Raw genomic sequence first — 21,384 nt, 5'->3', positions numbered from 1 at the left:
GGACCCCCGGTGGTCAGCACAGTCAGCGCCCTCGATCGGTTGGACCACGGTAACGTGCCACATCGTGACAGGTGGTGCAGTGCCCTCGCTCGGGCGACGGTGGTGGCTGTGGCCGCTGGCCGCGCTTCTCGTCGCGCTGGCCGTGTGGCCGCTGGTCGAGACGTGGCTGACCAACGCCGACGACCAGCGCCTGGTCGACCTCGACGTTTACCGTACGGGCGGGCGGATGGTGCTGGAGGGGCGCCCCGTCTACGATTTCTTCACCCCCGCGCCGCAGCTGCTGCCGTTCACCTATCCGCCGGTCGCGGCGCTGCTGGCCGTACCGCTGGCGTGGATGTCGTGGGAGACCGCGCAGTGGGTGTGGACGGCCGGCGTCTACGCCGCGCTGGCCGTGACCGTCGGCTTCGCGTTCCGGCAGGTGAACAGGAACCCGCTGGTGTTCGCGTTCCTGATGGTCGCGTGCGCGTACCTGATGCCGATCCGCGACCAGGTGCGCTTCGGGCAGGTCGACATCCTGCTGGTGGCGCTGTGCCTGGCCGACTGCGTGGCCAAGCGGCCGTGGTGGCCGCGCGGGTTCCTGATCGGGCTGGCCGCGGCGGTGAAGCTCACCCCCGGCGTCTTCCTGATCTACCTGCTGGTCACCAGGCAGTGGAAGACGTTCTGGATGGCGACGTTCAGCACGGCGGTGTTCACGCTCATGCCGTTCGCGGTCATCCCCCGCGACTCGGTCGACTTCTGGTTCAGGGCGCTGCTCGACCCCGAGCGCCTCGGCGCGAACGCCGCCACCACCAACCAGTCGATGCGCGGCATGCTGATCAGGCTCTACCTGCCCGACTGGCTGACGTCGGCGCTGTGGCTCGCGCTCGTCGCCGTCGTCGCGTGGTACGGCTTCCGCTTCGCCAAGCAGGCCCTCGACAGGGGCGACCTCATGACCTCCGTCGCGCTGGTCGGCCTGATGGCCGTCCTGCTGTCGCCCGTGGCGTGGATCCACCACCTGGCCTGGGTGGTGGTCGTCCTCGGCGCGCTGGTCGGCACCGGCCACGACGTCGTACGGCTGCGCGTCGCGGTCGGCGTGTGGCTCTACTACGTGGTGCCGATCCCCTGGTGGGGCGTGGCGATCAAGGCGGCGGACATCCCGGTCGTCAGCCCCGTCATCGGAAAGATCGTGCAGAACGGCTACGGACTCGGCGCGATCGCCCTCGTCTGGCTGCTCGGCGTCTGGTTGCCCAAACGACGCCAGATCTTGTGACACTCTTGGTGATGTGCTGATTACTCTCTGGCTAGTCGTGGGTGTCCTCGCCGGGGTCAGCGGCGTCGTCATCGGCTATCTCGCGCTCAGGCAGGCGCGCGCGGCCGTCGACGACTGCCAGCAGATGATCTCCAGGCAGGCCAGCGAAAGCAAAGGAGACCTCAAGGCCATCCGCGACGTGGCGGTCTACCGCTACGACGCGCTGGAGGAGATGACGGGCCGCCTCTCGTTCTCCGTCGCGATGATCAACGGTCTGGGCGACGGCATCGTGCTCACCTCCATCAACGGCCGCTCCGAGACCCGCACCTACGTGCGTCCGGTGGTCGGCGGCAAGGGCGCCCAGCCGCTGTCGCCCGAGGAGCTGGAGGCGGTGCGCGCGGCCAGGCTCGGTCTCGGTCCGGAGTTCCAACCACAGATGGCGAGGCGTTGACTACCCTGTAGTCATGTCTCGTCTCGCCTATCTCGGGCCGGAGGGCACCTTCACCGAGGAGGCCCTGCGGCTCATGGCGCCCGACGCCGAGCGCCTGCCCTGCGCCACCGTCAGCGCGGCGCTCAACGCGTGCCGCTCGGGCGAGGCCGACGGAGCGGTCGTTCCGCTGGAGAACTCCCTCGAAGGCGCCATCACCACGACGCTCGACGAGTTCGCCTGGGGCGAACCCCTGCTCATCTCGGCCGAGCTGCTGCTGCCCGTGCAGTTCTCGCTGCTGGCCAGGCCCGGCACCGAGCTCGCGCACATCAAGCGCGTCTACACCCACCCTGCCGCGATCACGCAGTGCAGGGGGTTCATCGCCCGTGAGCTGCCCGACGCGTTCGTCGTCGCCGCGCCCTCCACCGCCGCCGCCGCGCAGGAGGTGTCGCTGCCCGGCTCGCCGTACGACGCGGCCATCGCCGCCCGCATCGCGGGCGAGCACTACGGCCTGGTCGAGATCGCCGCCAACATCGGCGACAGGTCCGACACCGAGACCCGGTTCGTCAGGGTGTCTCGGCCGGGGCCGCTGCCCGCGCCGACCGGGTCCGACCGCACCACGCTCGTGGTCTTCCTCACCGACGACCACCCCGGCGCCCTGCTGGAGATGCTGACCGAGTTCTCGGTGCGCGGGGTCAACCTGACCCGCATCGAGTCGCGGCCCACCGGCGAGGGCATCGGCCGCTACTTCTTCCACTTCGACTTCGAGGGGCACGTGTCCGACGCGCGCGTCGGCGAGGCACTGTCGGGGCTGCACCGGATCTGCGGCGAGGTGCGTTTCCTCGGCAGCTATCCGCGGGCCGACGGGGTGGTCCCCCAGGCCAAGAGGGGTACGGCCGACGCCGACTTCGCCGAGGCGGGCGACTGGCTGACCCGGATCAGGTCGGGCCAGGTCTGACCGCGTGTCTGGGGGCGCGGCGTCAGGCGGGAGATGACGTCGTTCTGGACATTGCCTGTGCTTCCATGATCCACATGGTGAACTGGGGGGCGTTCAACCCTTTTGAGGCACGGTTATGGCAGACATGTCAGATCATCGCCGTGCGCTTCCTCCGCCATCCCGGCACGATCGACCTGCCCCAGCTGGCCTCCATGCTGTCGCTGGTGCAGGGTGAACATCTGCTCGCCGTCGAACCGGCCAGGATGCGCTCGTCAGCAGATCTGCTACGAGGAGATCACCAGCCTCGACCTGGTGGCCGAGGGCGTTGTGGAGATCGAGACGAACACCGGCGCAGGCGGGAGCCGGATTGTCGTGGAGTTCCACACTCCCTGGGCTTCGTTGATCTTCGGATTGGCGGCCGTGCGGTTCTTTCGGCGCCATCCCCGGCTGCTGTCGGGCCAGTGGCTGCCGCCGGGTTTCGAGGAGTGCTGCGAGCGTCTGGGTCAGCCGTGCGCTCCCGCTCGCCGTCTGGCCATGGGGTTTGCCGGTTCCTGAATGTCCAGCCCTTGACGGTGACCGCGTTCCGGTCGCCACCGGCGGATCTGCGTCCGGCCAAGATCTGGGCGGGCCTGGGCCCCGCCTGCCGTACGAGAGAGAAAGCAGGCGCGGGCTGACACGGCGGGTCGGTAGCCTTGGTCTGTGATTGACCTGCGTACCCTTCGTGAGGACCCCGACCGGCTACGGGCGTCGCAGCGTGCCCGCGGTGAGGACGACGCCGTCGTCGACACGCTGCTCGACCTGGATGAGCGCCGACGCGCCGCGCTGACCTCGTTCGAGTCTCTGCGCGCCGAGCAGAAGTCCATGGGCAAGTCGGTCTCCAAGGCCTCAGGCGAGGAGAAGCAGGCGCTGCTGCAGCGGGCCAAGGAGCTCGCCGCGCAGGTCAAGACGGCCGAGGCCGAGGCCGAGAAGCTCGCCGTCGAGCTGGACGAGCTCATCGGCACCATCCCCAACATCGTCTCGCCCGAGGCACCCCACGGCGGCGAGGACGACTACGTCGTGCTGGAGACCGTCGGCGAGCCGCGCCAGTTCGACTTCGAGCCGCGTGACCACCTGGAGCTGGGCGAGCTGCTCGGCGCCATCGACATGGAGCGCGGCGCGAAGGTCTCGGGCTCGCGGTTCTTCTTCCTGCGCGGCGTCGGCGCGCGGCTGCAGCTCGGGCTGCTCAACATGGCGATGCAGCAGGCGATCGAGGCGGGCTTCATCCCGATGATCACGCCGGTACTGGTCAAGCCCGAGACCATGGCGGGCACCGGTTTCCACGTCGCCCACGACAAGGAGATCTACCGCCTGCCCGAGGACGACCTCTACCTGGTCGGCACGTCCGAGGTGGCGCTGGCGGGCTACCACGGCGACGAGATCGTCGACGGCGGTCAACTGCCGCTGCGCTACGCGGGCTGGTCGTCGTGCTTCCGCCGCGAGGCCGGCTCGTACGGCAAGGACACCCGCGGCATCATCCGCGTCCACCAGTTCGACAAGGTCGAGATGTTCTCCTACTGCCGGCCCGAGGAGGCCGAGGCCGAGCACCAGCGGCTGCTCGCGTGGGAGAAGGACATGCTGTCCAAGATCGAGGTGCCGTACCGCATCATCGACACGGCGGCGGGCGACCTGGGCATGTCGGCGGCGCGCAAGTTCGACTGCGAGGCGTGGATCCCGACCCAGGGTCGTTACCGGGAGCTGACCTCGACGTCCAACTGCACCGAGTTCCAGGCGCGCAGGCTGGGCGCCAGGTTCCGCGACAAGGAGGGCAAGCCGCGCTTCCTGGCCACCCTCAACGGCACGCTCGCCACCACGCGGTGGATCGTCGCCATCCTGGAGACCCACCAGCAGGCCGACGGCTCGGTCGTGGTGCCGAAGGCGCTGCGCCCCTACGTGGGCCTCGACGTCCTGGAGCCCGCCAAGTAGCTCGGTGGGGGGCAGGCGTCACAGCATGCCCCCCACCCGGCGCGAGGTCAGGCGATGGAGGCCGACGAGGCCGTAGCCCGCCGCGACGAACAGAGCGACGAAGGCGAACGCCGCGACCACGGGTTCCTGAGCGCGACCGCCGCGCAGGCGATCCCGCCGAGGGCGGCCGACACCATGACGATCCGCCAGATCGTTCGCATGGCCGACACCCTAGACGGCGTGATCAGTGCGCGTAGCCGCCGTTGACCGTGAGCTCGATGCCCGTCGGCTGGGTTTACCCACGCGCAGGGCCGTGACGCAGCCCGCGGTCGCGGCCGCGAGCCCGAGCAGTACGGCGAGGCCGACGGCGGTCCCGTAATCGTCGGGCCATCCGGCGCTCCACCCGTGGAACGGCAGGGCGACGCCGAGCGCCGTGAACACGCCCGCCCCGGACGCCACGGTGAGTTGCCGAGCGGTCAGTCCCGCCGCCCCCGTGATCGCCAACAGGACGATCAGCGTAACGGCCACTGTCATCATGCCGAGCACTCCCGTCAGCAGCGCCCACGTTCCCACCCCCGTTCCGAGTGGAAGCAGCGTGGCGCATCCGCACGCGGCGAGGGTGCAGGCGACCGTGACCGCGACCGCTCGGCGGGGCTTGCGGACGCCCAGCGCCAGCGCGAACGCACCGAGCCCGGCCAGCACCGCGACCGTCGTCTCGTCCCCCACGTGCACGCCGAACCGGTCCAGCGGTGTGGCATCGGCCTCGGACAGGCCGCCTGCCTTCGAGAATCCCAGCCGCCGCCAGGTGCCTGCGGGGTTCCTGACCGCCACACCGTCGAGGCCGTTGGCGACCACCACGACGTGCTGCCCGCCCGGCCTGTCCTGGACGGCGAGCGCCACGGACGTCACCGGTCTGACGGGGTCGTAAGTCGCGCGCCCGAGCAGGTCGAAGGGTTCGGGGGCCAGCGCCCGCTCCAGCAGCGCCACCCTCCCACTGGGCACCTCCCACGACGGCCGCCATGTCACGCCACCGTCGTCGGACTGTTCGACCTTCATCCTGTCCTTGACGATCCGGTAGCACCGCTGGGCCTGACCGGGCACGCAGGCAGCCGATTGGCCGGGTACCTCACGCCGGGAGGCCGCCGACCGGTCGGGGCCCCTCGCTTCGCCGCGCCGGGCGCTCCATGTGCTGCCGCCGTCGAGGGAGACGTTGTCGCTCTCACTCCCGCCCACGATCGCGACGATCGTTTTTCCCTCGATGCGGACGTCCTCGGCGGCAGGAACGGGCGGCGCGGCCGAGGTGGCGGTGACGGCGAGGACGGCGAGCGGGATTGCGAAAGCGATTCTCGTCCTCGTGGGGACGGTGTCGGCGTGCTCGCGAACCCACCAGGCCAGCGCCAGGGCGGGGAGGGCCAGGAGGTCCGTGGGATCGGCCAGGACGCGCGAAGGGCCCGCCGCCAGGGTCCAGACCTGGGACGCCACCTCAGCGCCCGTTTCCGTACATTTGACGACCGCGAAGACCGCGCCGGTGAGCAGGACCGCCGCCAGGTCGGCTCGGCGGCGCAGCAGCAGGGCCAGCAGGGGCGGCGCGACGACCAGGCCCGCGACGTCGCTCAGCTTGCCCGTGAGGAACCCGGGCCAGGTCTGCTTGAGCACGTGGTCGTTGACCAGCAGCACGATCACCGCGACAACCGTCACGGGGTGGCATAACCAGGCGTACTTCATGACTGGTTAGAAACCCCCCGATCACCGGCGGTTCGCCACGCAGTCAATCGATCAGATAACGCTGGATGGTCGGGCCGAGCCAGGCGACGATCTCGTCGTGGGTCATGGCGACCACGGGGGGCAACCGCAGGATGTAGCGGGTCAGGGCCATGCCGAGGATCTGGGAGGCCGCCAGGCCCGCGCGGACGGGCGCCGAGGACGGGTCGGGGCACAGGCGGGCGGCCAGGGGTCCGAGCTGGGCGGCGAAGATCTCCCGCATGCGCTCGGCGGCCGCGTCGTTGGTGACGCCGGTGCGCAGCAGCACCTGGAGCGACTCGTTGGTTTCCCACAGCGCGAGGAAGTGCCTGACCATCGCGGCCCCCACCTCGTCGGGCTCCATCGCGGGCAGGTCGGGAAAGCGCAGGTCGAAGCGGGCGGCGGCGGCGAACAGCTTCTCCTTGTTGCCGAAGTAGCGCATCACCATGGCCGGGTCGATCCCGACGTCGGCGGCGATGGCCCTGATCGTCGCCTTCTCGTAGCCGTCGGCCGCGAAGCGCTCGCGGGCGGCGGCCAGGATCGCCGCCTTGGTGTCCTCGGACGTTCTCCTCATGTCAACAACTGTAGGCCAACACGTGTTGACATCGCCACCCAGGCGGGCGCATAGTGATGCCAACAAGCGTTGACCAAAGGAGCGCGAGATGAACAGCACCACCGACGTCCTGGTCATCGGCGCGGGCCCCACCGGGCTCGCCGTCGCCGTGTCCCTCGCCCAGCAGGGCTTCGACGTCACCATCGCCGACGACCAGGCCGAGGGCGACAACACCTCCAGGGCCGCCGTCGTCCACGCCCGCACCCTCGAAGTGCTGCGGCCGCTCGGCGTCACCGAGGCCATGACCGCCAGGGGCATCCACTCGCCCCGCTTCACCATCAGGGACAGGGACAGGGTGCTGGTGCCCGTCGACTTCACCCGGCTGCCGACCGCCTACCCCTACACGCTGATGATCTCCCAGGCCGACACCGAGCGGATCCTGCTGGACCGGTTCGAGGAGCTCGGTGGGCGGGTCGCCAGGCCGTACCGGCTGGTGGAGGTGAAGCAGGACGGCGAGGGCGCCACCGCCGTCTTCGACGACGGCAGCAGCGTGCGCGCCACCTACCTGGTCGGCGCGGACGGCATGCACAGCACCGTGCGCGAGCAGGTGGGCATCGGGTTCACCGGCGGGACGTACGCGGAGTCGTTCTCCCTGGCCGACGTACGGCTGCGCGGCGGCGTCCCCGGCGACGAGGTCGCGCTCTTCTTCTCCCCCGAGGGCCTCGTGGTGGTCGCCCCGCTGCCCGGAGGCGCGTTCAGGATCGTCGCCACCGTTGACGAGGCGCCTGAGCGGCCCGGTGTGGCCTTCGTGCAGAAGCTGCTCGACGAGCGCGGCCCGGCCACGGACAGGGTGGTGATCGAGGAGGTCGTCTGGGGCTCGCGGTTCAGGGTCCACCACAGGGTGGCCGACGCCTACCGCTCGGGCCGGGTGGTGCTCGCCGGCGACGCAGCCCACGTGCACAGCCCGGCGGGCGGGCAGGGCATGAACGCGGGGCTGCAGGACGCGGCGGCGCTCGGACAGGCACTGGGCGAGGCGTTGCGAACCGGCTCGGAGGGTCCGCTGGACGACTACGCGGCCAGGCGGCGGCCCGTGGCCGAGCAGGTGGTGAGGTTCGCGGGACAGCTCACCGGGCTGGCCACGGTCGGCAGGCGGTGGCGCCCGCTGCGGAACGCCCTGCTGAGGGCTCTGGCGGTGGTGCCCGCGTTCAGGAGGCGGCTGGCGTGGCGGCTGTCGGGGCTGGTGTACCGCTGAGGGCGGCGCGTCTGGGACCTCAGCCGACGGAGCTGGAGGAGCGTCTCCCTGGACAGGGGGTCAGCGGTGACCTGGGTGGGCTGGACCGCGCCTGCCGTACCGGAGGATCGGCCCTGCCGCGGAGACTCGCCCGGAGACGAGAAAGAGCGGGGACCGGATGGTCCCCGCTCTCACCTCGTAGCTATCAGGTCAGATGGCACGGACCTGGGAGGCCTGCGGCCCCTTCTGTCCCTGCGTGATCTCGAACTCGACCCGCGCCCCGTCTTCAAGGCTGCGGTAGCCGTTGCCGACGATCTCGGAGAAGTGAACGAACACGTCCGGCGCACCGCCGTCCGGGGCGATGAAGCCGAAGCCCTTCTCGGCGTTGAACCACTTGACGGTTCCCTGAGCCATAAAAGCTCTCCCTCAGGATGTGAATCTATGGGACCCGCACCTCGCGAATCCCGGTTGGTCGTACAGCGAGCACCCGGGGTGGCTCAGACAATCGCAATCTCATGCCGGTTTTCACTACGGGATCAGCTAATACAACGCCATCACATCTAACACCATTCCGCCGCGTTGGTGTTCCCCTCGCTAGGAAGATTTCTGGAGATCGGCAGCAGCGTGCAAACTGGAACCTGTTATGCCGAGCCACTCTTCGACCCCTCGACTCGTCGCCACCGACCTCGACGGGACCGCCCTCCGCGCCGACGGAACCGTGTCCGCGCGCACCGCCGCCGCCTTCGCCGACGTCGAGCGGGCGGGCTCCATGCTGGTCTTCGTCACAGGCCGTCCGCCCAGGTGGATGCGGGAAGTCGCCGATGCCGTACGGCACCGCGGGCTGGCCATCTGCGCCAACGGAGCCCTGCTCTACGACCTCCACACCGAACGGATTGTGGAGTCGCATCTGATAGCGGCCGATGTCCTCGAAGAGGTCGTCGCTCAGCTTCGAGCGAACGTGCCCGATCTGACATTTTCGGTCGAGTACGAAGGCGGTTTTGCGCATGAGTCCGATTTCGGACTCGGTGGCGTCGACAGCAAGGCCGTGGCGACGCTCACCTCACGCCCCTGCGCCAAGCTCCTGGCCCTTCATCCCGGAATGGACCCCGACAGCCTCCACGCGGCCGTTCACGAGCTCGTGGGCCACCTGGTGACCACCACCCACTCCAGCGGCAGGGCGCTGGTCGAGATGAGCGCTCAGGGAGTCACCAAAGCCTCCGCCCTCGCCGCGCTGTCGTCGGCCAACGGGATCGGGCCGAGCGAGGTGATCGCGTTCGGGGACATGCCGAACGACCTGCCCATGCTCGCCTGGGCAGGCACCTCCTACGCCGTCGCCAACGCCCACCCCGCCGTGCTCGCCGCGGTCGACCAGGTGACCGCGGCGAACGACGACGACGGCGTGGCGCAGGTGCTGGAGAAGATCTACAGGTAGGGACCCGAGCCGCTGGCCCGCTGGTGGTCCTGCGTCATCCCTCCGGGCAGCGCCTTGCGCATCTGCTCCAACTGGGCACGGGCCGCCATCTGCTGCGCGAACAGCGTGGTCTGGATCCCGTGGAACAACCCCTCAAGCCACCCGACGAGCTGGGCGTGCGCGATGCGCAGCTCCGCGTCGCTCGGCGGCGTGCCGTTGTCCTCGGTGAACGGCAACGACAACCGCTCGAGCTCGTCGACCAGCTCGGGCGCGAGACCGTCCTCGAGCTCCTTGATGGAGCTCTCGTGGATCTCCTTCAATCGCTTGCGGCTGGCCTCGTCGAGAGGGGCCGCCCTGACCTCTTCGAGCAGCGTGCGGATCATGCTGCCGATGCGCATCACCTTCGCGGGCTGCTCCACCAGGCTGGCGACCGACCGCTCTTCCTGCTCACCACTATCGCCCTGGGCGCTGAAGCCCTCGGGTCCCACCACCACGATGTGGGGGGTGTTCTCCTCAGCGTTCATGCTCTCAACCTACCTGTCGTTGCGAATCCGGCATTCTCAGACTTCGGGGCGGACCGGCAGCAGGATCTTTCCGACGTGCTTGCCGGAGTCGAGGAGCTCGTGGGCGCGGGCGGCCTCGGACACGGGCACCTCGGCGTACACGACCGGTTTGATCGCGCCCGCCGACACCAGCGGCCAGACGTCGTCGACGACCCCGCGCACGACCACGCCCTTCTCGTCGGTCGGCCGGGAGCGCAGCGTGGTGCCGTGGACGGCGGCCCGCTTCCTGGTCAGCATGTGCAGGTCGAGCTCGCCCTTGGTGCCGCCCTGCAGCCCGATCACGACCAGGCGTCCGCCCGTCTTGAGAGCTTTGACATTCCCCGGGAGGTATTTCGCGCCCATGATGTCGAGGATCACGTCCGCCTGGACCTTCTCGGCGAAGTCCTCGGTCCGGTAGTTGATCGCCTCGTCGGCGCCCAGCGCCAGGCACCGCTCGGCCTTCTCCGGCGACCCGACCGTCACCACCACGCGCGAGCCGAACGCCTTGGCCAGCTGGATCGCGGTCGTTCCGATGCCGCTGGCGCCGCCGTGCACCAGCAGCGTCTCGCCGCGCCTGAGCCTGCCGGTCATGAAGACGTTCGACCAGACCGTGCACACCGTCTCGGGCAGCCCCGCCGCCTCGGTCAGCGACAACCCGTCGGGCGCGGGCATGACCTGCTGCCACGGTACGGCCACGCGCTCGGCGTAGCCGCCGCCACCGAGCAGGGCGCAGACGCGGTCGCCGACCGCGAACCCGACGACGTCCGGGCCGACCTCGGAGATCACTCCCGAGCATTCGAGACCGGGATAGGGGGAGGCGCCCGGCGGAGGGTCATAGAAACCTAGCCGTTGGATCACATCGGCTCTGTTGACCGCGGAGGCGGTGATCTCGATTACGACGTCGCCCCGCTCAGGACGTGGATCGGGCACCTCCTGCCACTCCAGAACCTCTGGTCCACCGGGCCTGGTGATGACAATCGCTCGCATGTGACCCACCGTAGCCCGGCGGTGAAGTTGCGGGTTGCCTGCATTCAGCGGAACACAGGGCGTTAATCTGCAATGTGTTTGCCGCACCTTTACACCCGTCCCGAGGGGGAACACGGTGGCAAGGCACGATCGTGAAGAATCTCTCGAGGAACAGCTCGCCTGGCTCGACGCCATCAAGGAGAACGACGAGGAACCCGTCAAGGTAAGCGCCAAGACCGGCGCCATCAGCACGGACGACACCGTCGTATCGCCGTATCCGAAGGACCCATGGCTGTCGGTGCCCACGGAGCAGGACACCCCGACCCCGCCGCTGTTCCGCGCCGCGGTCGACTCGGTGTACGGCCCCGAGGCCGCAGAGGAGCTTCCGGCCGAGGAGGTCGAGGCCGCCGAGTGGTTCGAGACTCCGGCGCCTCCCGCGTTCGGCAGGGACGACGACGATGCCTTCATGGCGCCGTTGAAGCCGCTCCCCCGCCCCGACGACACCGACTCCTACCGGATGACGGCCTTCGACAGGCCGCGCGAGGCCGGGGCCGAATCCGGTGGCAGCATGTTCGACCCGCTGCCGCCTGAGGAGCGCACGGACCCGTCGTGGCCCACGCCGCCGTGGCAGGACGTCGCGGACGTGGAGACCGTCCAGGGCGAGGTGGTCGACACCCAGCCGTCGGTCGAACCGCCGCGCCCGGAGGAGCCCGCCTTCGAGCGGTTCACCTTCGGCCAGCGCCCCGAGGCGAGCCAGAGCGCCGAGGCGAGCCTGAGCCCCGAGGTGGACCTGCGTCCCGAAGTGGACCTGCGTCCCGAGGCGGGCCTGAGTCCCGAGGCTTCCGAAGACCACGAGCCCGAGTGCGACGAAGACGAGCGTCACCAGTCCGAGCGCCTCGGTGACGAGCGGGCCGGGGACGAGCGGGCCAGGTACGAGCGCGCGGGGTTCGAGCTCACCGGGTTCGAGCGCCACGAGGACGACCGCGCCGATGTCGAGCGGCGCCAGACCCACCGCCGCGACACCCCGCGCCGCGAAGTCGAGCGGCAGGACTTCGAGCTGCGCTTCCAGCGCCCCTGGGCCGAGGAGCCGTCGGTGGAGGTGGTCGTGGAGCAGGAGGAGTCCTTCCCCGTACGGCGCCGCCCCCAGCCCCCCGTGCCGGTGTTCGCCGCGCCGTCCCGCCCCGCGACAGGCGACCGGCCGACGGCCGAGAGCCTGGACCCCGACTCGCTGCTGCGCGGCCGCAGGAACGCTCCCTCCAAGGGCTGGCGCCGCCTGGTCTACAAGGCCTCGGCGGGCTGGATCAAGCCGGGCGAGCCAGCCGACGTGCGCCGCCGCAGGGCGCTGGTGGCCAGGGCGCGCACCCCCGTCTCGACCGGGCACCACCGCGTCGCCGTGCTCAGCCTGAAGGGCGGCGTCGGCAAGACCACCACCACGGTCGGTCTGGGCGCCACGCTGGCGCAGGTCCGCGGCGACAGGGTGATCGCGGTGGACGCCAACCCCGACCGGGGCACGCTGTCGGACAAGCTGGAGCTGGAGACCTCGGCGACCGTGCGCGACCTGCTCAACGAGCGGGCCCAGGTCAAGCGGTACGTCGACATCAGGGCCTTCACCTCGCAGGCCACCTCGCGGCTGGAGGTGCTCGCCTCCGACCGCGATCCCTCGGTGTCGGAGGCGTTCAGCGCCGCCGACTACCAGCAGGTCGCCCAGGTGCTGGAGAACTTCTACTCCATCTGCATCACCGACTGCGGCACCGGCCTGCTCCACTCGGCGATGTCGGGCGTGCTCGGCCTGGCCGACCAGATCGTGCTGGTCAGCTCGCCGTCGGTGGACGGCGCGCGGGCGGCCTCGGCCACGCTCGACTGGCTGGAGGCGCACCACTACGGCGACCTGGTCAGGGACGCGACGGTGGTGTTGTGCAGCGTGCGGCCGAGGTCGAAGTCGGCTGTGGACATCGCCAAGCTGGAGGCGCACTTCGCGGCGCGCTGCCGTACGGTGATCCGCGTGCCGTACGACCCGCATCTGGAGGAGGGCGCGGAGATCGACCTCGACCGGCTGCAGGAGCCGACGAGGGACGCCTATCTGCAGCTCGCCGCAGCCGTCGGAGACGGCCTGGCGGGAGTGTGAGCGGAGGGTAAGGGATTCGAACCCTTGAGGCCATCGCTGACCTGGCCGCTTTCAAGGCGGCTGCACTCGTCCACTATGCGAACCCTCCAGTGCGCACACCACCTTAGCGGCTAACGGCACTCACGGCAGGGGTGTACCTTCGGGAGAAGGCTCCTACGCGGGAGGCAACCCCGTTGGCAGAACTCGACGTCGAGGTGGAGCGCTCCTGCGGAGCTGCGGTGGTGCGGCTGGAGGGTGATCTCGACAAGCTCACCGCATCGGTGCTCGACGAGCGCCTCTCGCAGCTGCTCGCCGAAGGTGTCCACACCATCGTGGTGGACGCCTCAGGGCTGGCGTTCTGCGATTCCAGCGGGCTGTGGGTGCTAATCGAGCACCTGCGCCACGTGCGGGAGCGGGGCGGCACGCTCCGCCTGACGGGAGTGCACGGCGTGCTGCGGCGGGTGCTGGAGGTGACCGGCCTCAACGCCGCCTTCCCCTGACAGCTATTCGTACGGCTCCGCGGGCGCCTGTACCGGCTCCACGTCGGTGGCGGCGAGCTCGGCGTAGATGACGCCGGTGGCGTTCGGGTCGATCTCCTTCGGCACCCACGTTCCCGTGACCTGGACCCAGGTGTCGGCCTCGGGCGGTGGGGCGTCGCGCACGATCACCTTCAGCGCGTAGGCGTCGGCGGCGCAGCAGGCCAGCTGCATCCTCGTGACGTACCACTGGCCCTTCTTCTTCGCGGGTGTGACGAAACCGGTGAGCTTGACCGGCTTGTCCTTGAGCGTCTGGCTGGAGTCGCTGAAGACCCTGCCGATGAACTCGCTCATCGGCATCTCGACGGGACGGTCGCCCCGCAACGGCGCGTAGGCGTCGAGCGCCTGGGACCGCGGCGGCGGAGGGGCGTCCGACCTGGCGGCGGCGAAGGAGCCGAGCGCCGGGGGCGCGATCAGGAAGACGGCGAACACTGGCAGGCACAGCAGCCACGCCACCTTGGGCCCGTGGTGGTGGTGTTCCTTCGCCCTGTGGACCAGGCCGAGCAGCCCGATGACGAAGATCACCAGCCCTGCCGCGACAAGGAACGGCCTGAAGCCCGGTTTGACGTAGTTGACGTAGGTGGTGGAGAACGCCGAGATCCGCAGCAACGCGCCACCGAGCAGCATCAGCACCAGATTCTGCGACATCCGGCTCACCGGCCCTCCTCCGTCGGGCCCAGTTCGCTCGCAAGCTCGCTCACAGCAGGATCCATCCGGCGAGGGCGCTGGCGGCGATCGCGAACGCCAGCGTGACGGGCACGAACCTGACCGCGAACGCCCTGCCGAACGTGCCGGCCTGCAGCGCGATCAGCTTGAGGTCGACCATCGGCCCGACCACCATGAACGTCAGTTTGGCGGTCGGCGAGAAGGCCGACAGCGAGGCGGCCACGAACGCGTCGGCCTCCGAGCAGATCGACAGCAGGACGGCCAGGGCCGCCAGCACCAGCACCGACAGCCACGGCACGTCCGCGACGGCGGTCAGCCACTCGCGCGGGACGACGACGTTCAGTGTGGCGGCCGCCAGGCCGCCGACGATGAGGAAGCCGCCCGCGTGCAGCAGGTCGTGGCGCATCGCCTCCAGGAACGAGCCGTGGTGGTGGCTCCTGTTGCGCAGCCACTCGGACTTGCCGAACCGCAGCCACAGCCAGCCCACACCCACCGCCGCCACCAGCGACGCCGCGAAGCGGGCCAGCACCATCATCGGCTGCCCAGGGAAGGCGACCGCGGTGGCGACCAGCACGACGGGGTTGATCGCGGGCGAGGAGAGCAGGAACGCCAGCGCCGCCGCCGGTGTGACCCCTCGCTTGATCAGCCCGGAGGCCACCGGCACGGAGGCGCACTCGCAGCCCGGCAGCACCGCCCCCGCCAGGCCCGCCACCGGCACCGCCACCGCGGGCCGCCGGGGCAGCGCCCTGGTCCAGAAGCCCTCGGGCACGAAGGCCGCGATCGCCGCCGACATCGCTACGCCGAACACCAGGAACGGCAGCGCCTGCACGCAGATCGCCACGAAGATCGTCGCCCAGGTGCGCAACCCCGGATCGGTCAGGTACGGCGCGAGCAGCAACCGGCCGACGAGCAGGGCGACGACGATGCCGAGGAACAGCCACGGCACCTGCTTGCCGGGGTGCGGCCTGCCCCATTCGTCAGGGGGGATCTCGAGCGTCCCGGGGGCGGACATGCGCACCATGCTGTCAGCTCAGAGCGGGTCCACGCGCCACTTCGGCCCCGTCATCGCTGTCAGCTCAAAGCCGGTCCGGGAGCCACTTCGGCCCGTCGCCGTCGTCGGCTCAAAGCCGGTCCGGGAGCCACTTCGGCCCCGTCACCTCCGTCACCTCAGAGCCGATCCGGGAGCCACTTCGGCCCCGTCACCTCCGTCACCTCCGTCACCTCAGAGCCGGTCCAGGAGCCACTTCGGTCCCGTCACCAGCGCACCGAGCCCGGTGACCAGCTCTCTCAACGCCCTGTCGGCCGTGACGACGAGCACGCGTTCCCACGGCTTGGCCTGCCGTACGACCTCGATGATCGCGTCGTCGCCGCTGCCGTCGGCGTCGACGACCGCGATGCCGTCGACGGACGGCACGCCGCGGGCCGCGCCCTCCACCACCGCGACCACGTCGGGGAACCACTGGGCGAGCACCTGGTGCGGCAGGCTCGCGCCCGCCGTGTCGGCCAGCAGCCTGGCCGCCGCCGCCTGACGGTCCTTCCACCAGCCGTGCTCGGCCCGCGCGCCGACGATGTTGGCGATGTCGAGGACCACCAGATCGGGCTCCATCACGGCCTGGACCTGCGGCCACGACTCGGCGAAGCCCGGGTGCAGCTTCAGCCCGCCGACCTCCGGGACCGTGAACCAGCGCAGCTGCTTGCTCTCCTCGTTCCCCGGTACGGCGGGCAGCAGCGTCGCGGCCTCGGCGATCACCGTGTCGAACGTCCAGCCGCCGTGGTCGTCACGGTAGACGCCGCGCACGCGCAGCCCCTCGCCCGACAGCGCCGCCTCCTCGCTCGCCTCGCGCAGCGCGGTGTGGACGGATTCCTCGTGGCTGTCGCGCGCCCCACCCGGCAGGCCCCAGGTGCCGCCGTGATGGCTCCACAGGGCGCGCTCCTGCATCAGCACGCGAGGGACGCCCTCGTCGTCGCGGTGGACGGCGAGCAGGCCCGCCGCGCCGTACAGACCCCAGTGCCGGTGTCCCCGCGCGCACAGCGCCCACCCGTCGCCGTCCTTTGCCGCCACCCTCGCCTCGCCTCCCCTTCGCCGACCTCCAGTCTTACCGGGTTCCTCATGATCAGGCATACTTGCCCGCGTGTTAGCCGTCCCCGTCCGGCCGCTGCGTCCCATCCGGCCGTTCGCGACCGTGGCCGTCGTCCTCGTCACGGTGTCCGTGATCGTGGCGGTCACGGCGCCGTTCGTCGACGGCGTGGACCGGGTGTGGGTCGTCGTCAGCTACGTCATCGCGGGAGCGGGCTTCCTGGCGTGGCTGTTGCGCGCCCGCGCCAACGCCTACGCGATCTCGCCGGGGGTGTTCCACACGTACGCCGCCGTGTTCCTGGTCGCCGGGTGGGTGCTGCCCGTCGTCAACCTGTTCGTTCCCAAAGGGATCATCGACGACATCTGGGCCACATCTCAGCCCGGCGGGCAGCCGCGGGGAACGGACCTGTTGCGGGTGCGCCGCTCGGGGCTGATCTGGGCGTGGTGGCTGACCCTGCTGGCCTCGGGCGGGCTGGGCCTTCTTGGCGACCTTCTTGGCGACCTTCTTGGCGACCTTCTTGGCGATCCGGGAGGCCTTCTGGGCGACCTGGGAGACTGGAAGCGAACCGCGCTGTCGGCCGCCCTGGGAGTGTGGGCCGTCTCGGGCGCGCTGGCGATCCTGGTCGTCCTGAAGATCACCGGCTTGCAGGAGAGCGCGCGGGCCGCCGGAGGGCCGCGACCATGGCAGCATCTCGACCTCGTCACCCTCCCCGTGGGCGATCACGATGGGGCCATCGCGTTCTACACGGGGACGCTGGGCTTCGACCTCCTCGAGGACGTCGCCGAGGGCGAGGAGCGGCGGGTCACCGTACGGCCGCCAGGCACCAGAGAGACCGCCATCCTGCTGGTCCGCGCCGACGGCCCGCCCGCGACCATGGCCCTGCGCACCGACGACGCCGCCCGCGACCGCGACCGGCTGCAAGCCGCGGGCGTGGCGTTCGACGGCTCCGCCTTCCATGATCCGTACGGCAACCGCTGGGACCTGCGTTAGGCGTCGGTGATTCCGCCCAGCACGTCCGGCTTGTTGGTGATGATGCCGTCCACCCCGTAGGAGATCATCCGGCGCATGTCGTCGGGGTCGTCCACCGTCCAGGCGAAGACCTCCATGCCGCGGCCGTGGACCCTCCTGACGTACGCGGCGGACAGGTCCTGGTAGGGCGGGTTGATCTGGTCGGCGAACGCCGCCAGCCTGGCCAGGTCCCGGGTCGGCGGCGTGCCGAGCAGGCCCACCTGGACCTCCGGCATCAGCCGGTGGAAGGCGCGCATCGAACCCCAGTCGAACGACTGCACCACCAGCCTCGACCACCAGTCGGTACGGCGCAGCTCGTCGGCGACGCGGCCCTCGATCCCCGGGTATAGGTGCGGCTCCTTGACCTCCAGCAGCAGGCCGAGCCCGCTGCCGTTCATCTCCCGCAGCGCCTCCCCCAACGTGGGCACCCGCTCGCCCCTGAACCCGCCGTCGAACCACGAACCCGCGTCCAGCCTGCGGATCTCGGCAAGCGTGAAGTCACCGACCCGCCACGGCGCGCGGCCAGGGAAGACGCTTTCGACGTCGGTGGTGCGGGCGAGAGTGGTGTCGTGCATCAGGACGAGCTCGTGGTCTCTCGTCTCCTGGACGTCCAGCTCGAACAGGTCGGCGTTCAGGTCCTCGGCCAGCTCGAAGGCGGCGAGGGTGTTCTCCGGCGCGTAGGCGGACGCGCCCCGATGGGCGACCCTGGCGACCGTGGTGGCGGGCGCGGCTACGGCGATGGGGGCGGGGAGAGTGCAGAGGACGGTCGTAATGATGAGGCCAAGTCGTCGAAACACGGGTCTCCTCGGGGCCGGGGAGGGGGCCTATGATCCGAACTTGACTGGCTTTCATGGCGTCCAGTCGAGGGCAGGGTAACCCGACAATGGCGACTGGATGAGCAACCGACACGGCGTCATGCCTTTTGGGTGTCCAGGCGCATGCACGCGGCGATGAGCCGGCTCAACATCCGCGGCCGGGATGGGGGCGGTCTGAGGCAGCGTGCCGTACGACATCCGCCACGTTCTCCTCAGTTGCCCAAGGCGGTGGCGGGAATTCGGGTCCGTCTGGGCCGTCGATGCGGATGACGGTGTGCGGGTGGACGACGCCGCGCCGCTGGTCCGGCCACTTTGAACGAAGGAGATTGTCACCTTCTCCTTCAGCGCCTTTAGGGTCAGGCCAGAAAGTTTGGCGAAGCGCTAGCGAAGGGCTTCTGTAAAGCAGCGCCACAGCTCGGGCGCTACGGCGTTGACCAGGACCGAGCCGGAGTAGTCGTAGCAATCGGGACACAGCGGTTCGCCGAGGTTCGGAGCCGTAGCCATCCAGCCCTCGCCCCTCAGGCAGATGGCAGCCGACGCGTCATATGCACGCGCAAGGTCTTGCACGCATCAAGCGATTTGCTTTGAGGGAGCCAACCATACTCAAGTGCCCGCTTCGCGACGGCTTGTACAACGCATGACGTCGGCCAAGCATGCCCCTCCATGGCTGGATCGTGCGTATAGGAAGCTCGACCAACCCGTGAGGAAAACATTAGAAGCATTAGGGCGTGTGTCTACATGCTAACATCCCGCTTGACGAGACGTGGGGAGCTGTATTGCCCAACTTTGAGACCTTCACGAAGCGGATGACATCGATAGTCAAACAGCCTTTCGTGACGATTCAGAAGCGCGGAACGATGTCTCTCAACAGTGCGGCCTACGCTGCATTGAGGGAGCCGGAGGCGGTAGAGCTGCTGTATGACGCCGAAGAGCGCATCATCGGCTTTCGCGGAGTCCCCAAGGAGTCAGAGCACGCGTACCCGCTTCGCCCACAAGCAGGCAAGAGCGTCGGACCATACATCGTGTCGGGCACTGCGTTCGCCAAGTACTACGGCATCGACACCACGGTGTCGAGACGATGGGTTGGCTATCTGGACGATGGAATCCTCTGCATAGACCTTAAGGGGCCTGGCACGGAGGTGACGAGCAATAGGAGGAGTAACAGAACAGCTCAGGAAGACGAAGAGCGTGCGTAGCCGGAGGACTCTATAGTGGCCACGCATGCGTTCGCGGACGAGTCCATGAGGAAGGGTTACCTCATTTGCGTAGCTGTCGTCGCATCTGCCGGCCTATCGGAGGCACGGCAGGCGAGGAGGGATCTCTGCAAGCGGGGCCAACATCGCATCCACATGTGCAGCGAGAGCGATAGCCGTCGACGAGAGATCATAAGCACGGTCCAAGGCTTGGGGCTCGAAGCGCGGGTGTATCAAGCGAGCCTGGGAAGCCGTTCAGAGCGAGTTGCACGCGACGATTGCCTTCGCGTCCTCGTTCCGGATCTCCTTGAGCTTGAGGTTAGACGCTTCGTCATCGAGTCATGCAGTCAAGATCAGAGGGACCGGCAGGTATTGCATGAGCAGGTGGCCAAGGCGGAAGCTTATGATCGCTTTCAGTACCTGCACGATCGCCCAACCTCCGAGCCGCTGCTTTGGCTGCCTGACATCGTGGCATGGGCTTATGGCAAGGGAGGAGATTGGCGGCGTCGTACCGAGAACATCGTGAGCAGCGTTACGAGCGTTTGCCCTTAAACGCGCGAAACCCGGCCGACTCACCGTCCGGAGAGCTGCCGGGTTCACTTCCACAGGCTAGTGCCTGCGGCTCCCTCATCATGCATGGGTTATAGATCAGTGTCAACCGATCACCCGGCCACTGATCACCTAAGATCACTGACTGGCCTTACTCGTCTACTTGGGTGGTACATCGGCGCAGGTCTCAGCGGCCGCTCTTGCTGAAGTGCTGGTAGTCCTTGGTGCCGGACCAGTCGCCGCCCCAGCCCCAGCCCACAGCCGCGAACGCGCGCACCACCCGGTCGCCGGGGTTGATCACGCCCTTGCCCTTCATCGGTCGCTCGGTGAACTTGCGAGCGTTCGAGTGGGCGGTGGAGCCCGATGCGGTGACGTAGGGGTTCTCGCGGGGGTTCAGGTCGACGGCCTCGCCGAAGGCGTGGTTCGACCAGTTGCTCGACCCGGTGGCCCGGCGGCAGTTGAACGCCGAGGTGTTGTCCGCGTCGATCGAGTCGTAGTCGCTGCCCTTGTAGACGTCGATCCGCTCCATGCGCTTGATCGGGTACCGCATGCCGTACAGCTTCTTGAAGACGGTGACGATGTCGTCGGTGGCGGTGTCGCGGACCACGAGTTCGCCGGTGTGGGCGCGGTCGTCGAAGCCCCAGTAGGTCATGGTGATCAGTCGCAGGTTCTTGTAGCTGACGGGGCAGCCGGGCTTCCAGGAGTCAGGAAGCTGGCTGGGCGTCAGCTTGCTCACCTTGGCCTGGAAGGCGGGCGGGCCGGTGGGCGACGGGGTGGGGGCGGGCGAGGACGTCGAAACGGGCGACGAGACGGGCGACGAAGCGGGCGCGGAGGCGGGGCCCGAGGCGGGCGCGCGGCCGGGCGTGCCGGTGTCCGACGCGACGGGAGCGGCGTTGCCGCCACATGCGGTGACCAGCAACGATACGGCTACGAGGACGCGTTTCACCTTTTCCAAGGTAGCGCGCTCTACAGCACGATCAGAACCGTTCGCGGGTAGCGCTCTACGGCACGACCAGAACCGTTCGCCGGGCGTGCCGTACGAGACCTCGGGACACCGAGGTGTGCCACGGCGAGCGGGAGCGGCCGACGACGATGGCGTCGGCCCGGTAAGTGTCGGCCAGCGACTCCAGCTCTCTGGCCGCGTCGCCGCGCACGCTCACGAAGCGCCACGGCACGCCGTGGTGGCTCATCTCCTCGCGCAGGTCCTCGATGAGGTCCTCGGCCGGGTCGGGGATGATCGGCGACCCGGCGAAGAACCACAGCGCGGCGCTGTTGAGGCACTCGACGAAGACGACGAGCAGGCCGGCCCGGTCGCGTCTGGCGAGTCCGGCGGCGTACGCCAGGGCGTTGCGGCTCGGGTCGGTGCCGTCGTAGCCGACGACCAGGAGGCCCGCGCCGTCCTTTCCTATCTCGAACCGGCCCTCGGGGAGCCGGTTCGCCAGCGGTTCCACGGCACCCT

At 69.3% G+C, this 21,384-nt stretch carries 25 protein-coding genes and 1 tRNA gene; 12 read left to right on the top strand and 14 right to left on the bottom strand.

The features are described from left to right. Nucleotides 1-64 precede the first annotated feature (64 nt). The 6 genes from ACFXJ8_RS12285 (at nucleotide 65) to ACFXJ8_RS12260 (ending at nucleotide 4,800) form a co-directional block, all read left to right on the top strand. Nucleotides 65-1,249, top strand: a complete 1,185-nt coding sequence (locus ACFXJ8_RS12285) for a glycosyltransferase 87 family protein (RefSeq protein WP_379643920.1) — start codon at nucleotides 65-67, stop codon at nucleotides 1,247-1,249. Between the two features lie 13 nt (nucleotides 1,250-1,262). Beyond that, complete coding sequence (locus tag ACFXJ8_RS12280; RefSeq protein ID WP_379643919.1) at nucleotides 1,263-1,679, top strand: DUF4446 family protein; 417 nt, start codon at nucleotides 1,263-1,265, stop codon at nucleotides 1,677-1,679. A 13-nt stretch (nucleotides 1,680-1,692) separates the two neighbouring features. Further along, nucleotides 1,693-2,613, top strand: a complete 921-nt coding sequence (gene pheA / locus ACFXJ8_RS12275; RefSeq protein ID WP_379643918.1) for a prephenate dehydratase — start codon at nucleotides 1,693-1,695, stop codon at nucleotides 2,611-2,613. A 210-nt stretch (nucleotides 2,614-2,823) separates the two neighbouring features. Continuing rightward, nucleotides 2,824-3,147 (top strand): hypothetical protein, encoded by a 324-nt coding sequence (locus ACFXJ8_RS12270; RefSeq protein WP_379643917.1) that lies wholly within the window; start codon nucleotides 2,824-2,826, stop codon nucleotides 3,145-3,147. 144 nt (nucleotides 3,148-3,291) lie between these two features. Beyond that, on the top strand, nucleotides 3,292-4,554 hold the full coding sequence (gene serS, locus ACFXJ8_RS12265; RefSeq protein ID WP_379643916.1) for a serine--tRNA ligase: 1,263 nt from the start codon (nucleotides 3,292-3,294) through the stop codon (nucleotides 4,552-4,554). Between the two features lie 54 nt (nucleotides 4,555-4,608). Further along, nucleotides 4,609-4,800, top strand: a complete 192-nt coding sequence (locus ACFXJ8_RS12260; protein ID WP_379643915.1) for a hypothetical protein — start codon at nucleotides 4,609-4,611, stop codon at nucleotides 4,798-4,800. Here the strand turns inward: ACFXJ8_RS12260 and ACFXJ8_RS12255 are convergent. Both ACFXJ8_RS12255 and ACFXJ8_RS12250 read right to left on the bottom strand, forming a co-directional pair. Then, entirely contained in the window at nucleotides 4,765-6,258 is a 1,494-nt protein-coding gene (locus ACFXJ8_RS12255; protein WP_379643914.1) for a hypothetical protein, read from the bottom strand. The genes ACFXJ8_RS12260 and ACFXJ8_RS12255 overlap by 36 nt on opposite strands. A gap of 43 nt (nucleotides 6,259-6,301) precedes the next feature. Further along, nucleotides 6,302-6,847, bottom strand: coding sequence for a TetR family transcriptional regulator (locus ACFXJ8_RS12250; protein WP_379643913.1), 546 nt, complete (start codon nucleotides 6,845-6,847; stop codon nucleotides 6,302-6,304). Between the two features lie 88 nt (nucleotides 6,848-6,935). On the opposite strand from ACFXJ8_RS12250, the gene ACFXJ8_RS12245 reads away from it, so the two are divergent. After that, nucleotides 6,936-8,078 (top strand): FAD-dependent oxidoreductase, encoded by a 1,143-nt coding sequence (locus ACFXJ8_RS12245; RefSeq protein WP_379643912.1) that lies wholly within the window; start codon nucleotides 6,936-6,938, stop codon nucleotides 8,076-8,078. A 189-nt stretch (nucleotides 8,079-8,267) separates the two neighbouring features. On the opposite strand, the gene ACFXJ8_RS12240 is transcribed toward ACFXJ8_RS12245, so the two are convergent. Continuing rightward, on the bottom strand, nucleotides 8,268-8,471 hold the full coding sequence (locus ACFXJ8_RS12240) for a cold-shock protein (protein ID WP_183652851.1): 204 nt from the start codon (nucleotides 8,469-8,471) through the stop codon (nucleotides 8,268-8,270). A gap of 229 nt (nucleotides 8,472-8,700) precedes the next feature. Between ACFXJ8_RS12240 and ACFXJ8_RS12235 the strand changes: the two genes are divergently transcribed. Further along, a complete protein-coding gene (locus ACFXJ8_RS12235; protein WP_379643911.1) occupies nucleotides 8,701-9,489 on the top strand; it encodes an HAD family hydrolase in 789 nt (262 codons plus the stop codon). Here ACFXJ8_RS12235 and ACFXJ8_RS12230 read toward each other — a convergent pair. Both ACFXJ8_RS12230 and ACFXJ8_RS12225 read right to left on the bottom strand, forming a co-directional pair. Next, complete coding sequence (locus ACFXJ8_RS12230; protein WP_379643910.1) at nucleotides 9,480-9,992, bottom strand: bacterial proteasome activator family protein; 513 nt, start codon at nucleotides 9,990-9,992, stop codon at nucleotides 9,480-9,482. The genes ACFXJ8_RS12235 and ACFXJ8_RS12230 overlap by 10 nt on opposite strands. A 36-nt stretch (nucleotides 9,993-10,028) precedes the next feature. Then, nucleotides 10,029-10,997, bottom strand: a complete 969-nt coding sequence (locus tag ACFXJ8_RS12225) for an NAD(P)H-quinone oxidoreductase (RefSeq protein ID WP_379643909.1) — start codon at nucleotides 10,995-10,997, stop codon at nucleotides 10,029-10,031. A gap of 115 nt (nucleotides 10,998-11,112) precedes the next feature. Between ACFXJ8_RS12225 and ACFXJ8_RS12220 the strand changes: the two genes are divergently transcribed. After that, nucleotides 11,113-13,101 carry an AAA family ATPase gene (locus tag ACFXJ8_RS12220; protein ID WP_379643908.1) on the top strand — a complete coding sequence of 663 codons (1,989 nt, stop codon included), beginning with the start codon at nucleotides 11,113-11,115 and terminating at the stop codon, nucleotides 13,099-13,101. A gap of 1 nt (nucleotide 13,102) precedes the next feature. Here ACFXJ8_RS12220 and ACFXJ8_RS12215 read toward each other — a convergent pair. After that, a tRNA-Ser gene (locus ACFXJ8_RS12215) sits at nucleotides 13,103-13,189 on the bottom strand. An 85-nt stretch (nucleotides 13,190-13,274) separates the two neighbouring features. Here ACFXJ8_RS12215 and ACFXJ8_RS12210 point away from each other — a divergent pair. Next, nucleotides 13,275-13,580 (top strand): STAS domain-containing protein, encoded by a 306-nt coding sequence (locus ACFXJ8_RS12210; protein WP_379643907.1) that lies wholly within the window; start codon nucleotides 13,275-13,277, stop codon nucleotides 13,578-13,580. A gap of 3 nt (nucleotides 13,581-13,583) precedes the next feature. Here ACFXJ8_RS12210 and ACFXJ8_RS12205 read toward each other — a convergent pair whose 3' ends face one another. The 3 genes from ACFXJ8_RS12205 to ACFXJ8_RS12195 form a co-directional block, all read right to left on the bottom strand. Then, nucleotides 13,584-14,264, bottom strand: coding sequence for a TIGR03943 family putative permease subunit (locus ACFXJ8_RS12205; protein WP_379643906.1), 681 nt, complete (start codon nucleotides 14,262-14,264; stop codon nucleotides 13,584-13,586). 49 nt (nucleotides 14,265-14,313) lie between these two features. After that, entirely contained in the window at nucleotides 14,314-15,294 is a 981-nt protein-coding gene (locus ACFXJ8_RS12200; protein ID WP_379643905.1) for a permease, read from the bottom strand. Nucleotides 15,295-15,504: 210 nt separating this feature from the next. After that, a complete protein-coding gene (locus tag ACFXJ8_RS12195; protein ID WP_379643904.1) occupies nucleotides 15,505-16,344 on the bottom strand; it encodes an NUDIX domain-containing protein in 840 nt (279 codons plus the stop codon). A 70-nt stretch (nucleotides 16,345-16,414) separates the two neighbouring features. On the opposite strand from ACFXJ8_RS12195, the gene ACFXJ8_RS12190 reads away from it, so the two are divergent. Further along, the gene (locus ACFXJ8_RS12190; protein ID WP_379643903.1) at nucleotides 16,415-17,350 is read left to right on the top strand and encodes a DUF4328 domain-containing protein; all 936 of its coding nucleotides are present in this window, start codon (nucleotides 16,415-16,417) and stop codon (nucleotides 17,348-17,350) included. Here the strand turns inward: ACFXJ8_RS12190 and ACFXJ8_RS12185 are convergent. The 3 genes from ACFXJ8_RS12185 to ACFXJ8_RS12175 all read right to left on the bottom strand — a co-directional run bounded on the left by ACFXJ8_RS12185 (nucleotide 17,347) and on the right by ACFXJ8_RS12175 (nucleotide 18,687). Then, complete coding sequence (locus ACFXJ8_RS12185) at nucleotides 17,347-18,165, bottom strand: glycerophosphodiester phosphodiesterase (RefSeq protein WP_379643902.1); 819 nt, start codon at nucleotides 18,163-18,165, stop codon at nucleotides 17,347-17,349. The genes ACFXJ8_RS12190 and ACFXJ8_RS12185 overlap by 4 nt on opposite strands. A gap of 163 nt (nucleotides 18,166-18,328) precedes the next feature. Next, complete coding sequence (locus ACFXJ8_RS12180; protein WP_379643901.1) at nucleotides 18,329-18,595, bottom strand: replication initiator; 267 nt, start codon at nucleotides 18,593-18,595, stop codon at nucleotides 18,329-18,331. Then, a complete protein-coding gene (locus ACFXJ8_RS12175) occupies nucleotides 18,565-18,687 on the bottom strand; it encodes a replication initiator (RefSeq protein ID WP_379643900.1) in 123 nt (40 codons plus the stop codon). Before ACFXJ8_RS12175 ends, ACFXJ8_RS12180 begins: the two co-directional genes overlap by 31 nt. Nucleotides 18,688-18,959: 272 nt before the next feature. Here ACFXJ8_RS12175 and ACFXJ8_RS12170 point away from each other — a divergent pair, with 272 nt between their 5' ends. Next, complete coding sequence (locus ACFXJ8_RS12170; RefSeq protein ID WP_379643899.1) at nucleotides 18,960-19,379, top strand: hypothetical protein; 420 nt, start codon at nucleotides 18,960-18,962, stop codon at nucleotides 19,377-19,379. Between the two features lie 733 nt (nucleotides 19,380-20,112). Here ACFXJ8_RS12170 and ACFXJ8_RS12165 read toward each other — a convergent pair. Together ACFXJ8_RS12165 and ACFXJ8_RS12160 are read right to left on the bottom strand one after the other, a co-directional pair. Further along, nucleotides 20,113-20,871, bottom strand: coding sequence for a M15 family metallopeptidase (locus tag ACFXJ8_RS12165; RefSeq protein ID WP_379643898.1), 759 nt, complete (start codon nucleotides 20,869-20,871; stop codon nucleotides 20,113-20,115). A gap of 55 nt (nucleotides 20,872-20,926) precedes the next feature. Further along, nucleotides 20,927-21,376: a universal stress protein gene (locus tag ACFXJ8_RS12160; protein WP_379643897.1), complete on the bottom strand. Its 450-nt coding sequence runs from the start codon at nucleotides 21,374-21,376 to the stop codon at nucleotides 20,927-20,929. Nucleotides 21,377-21,384: the final 8 nt, after the last annotated feature.

The sequence above is a fragment of the Nonomuraea sp. NPDC059194 genome, assembly GCF_042754765.1.
In the GTDB taxonomy this organism is placed as follows: domain Bacteria; phylum Actinomycetota; class Actinomycetes; order Streptosporangiales; family Streptosporangiaceae; genus Nonomuraea.
Note: the sequence above shows the minus strand (reverse complement) of the source record. Positions and strands in the feature narration are given on the sequence as shown.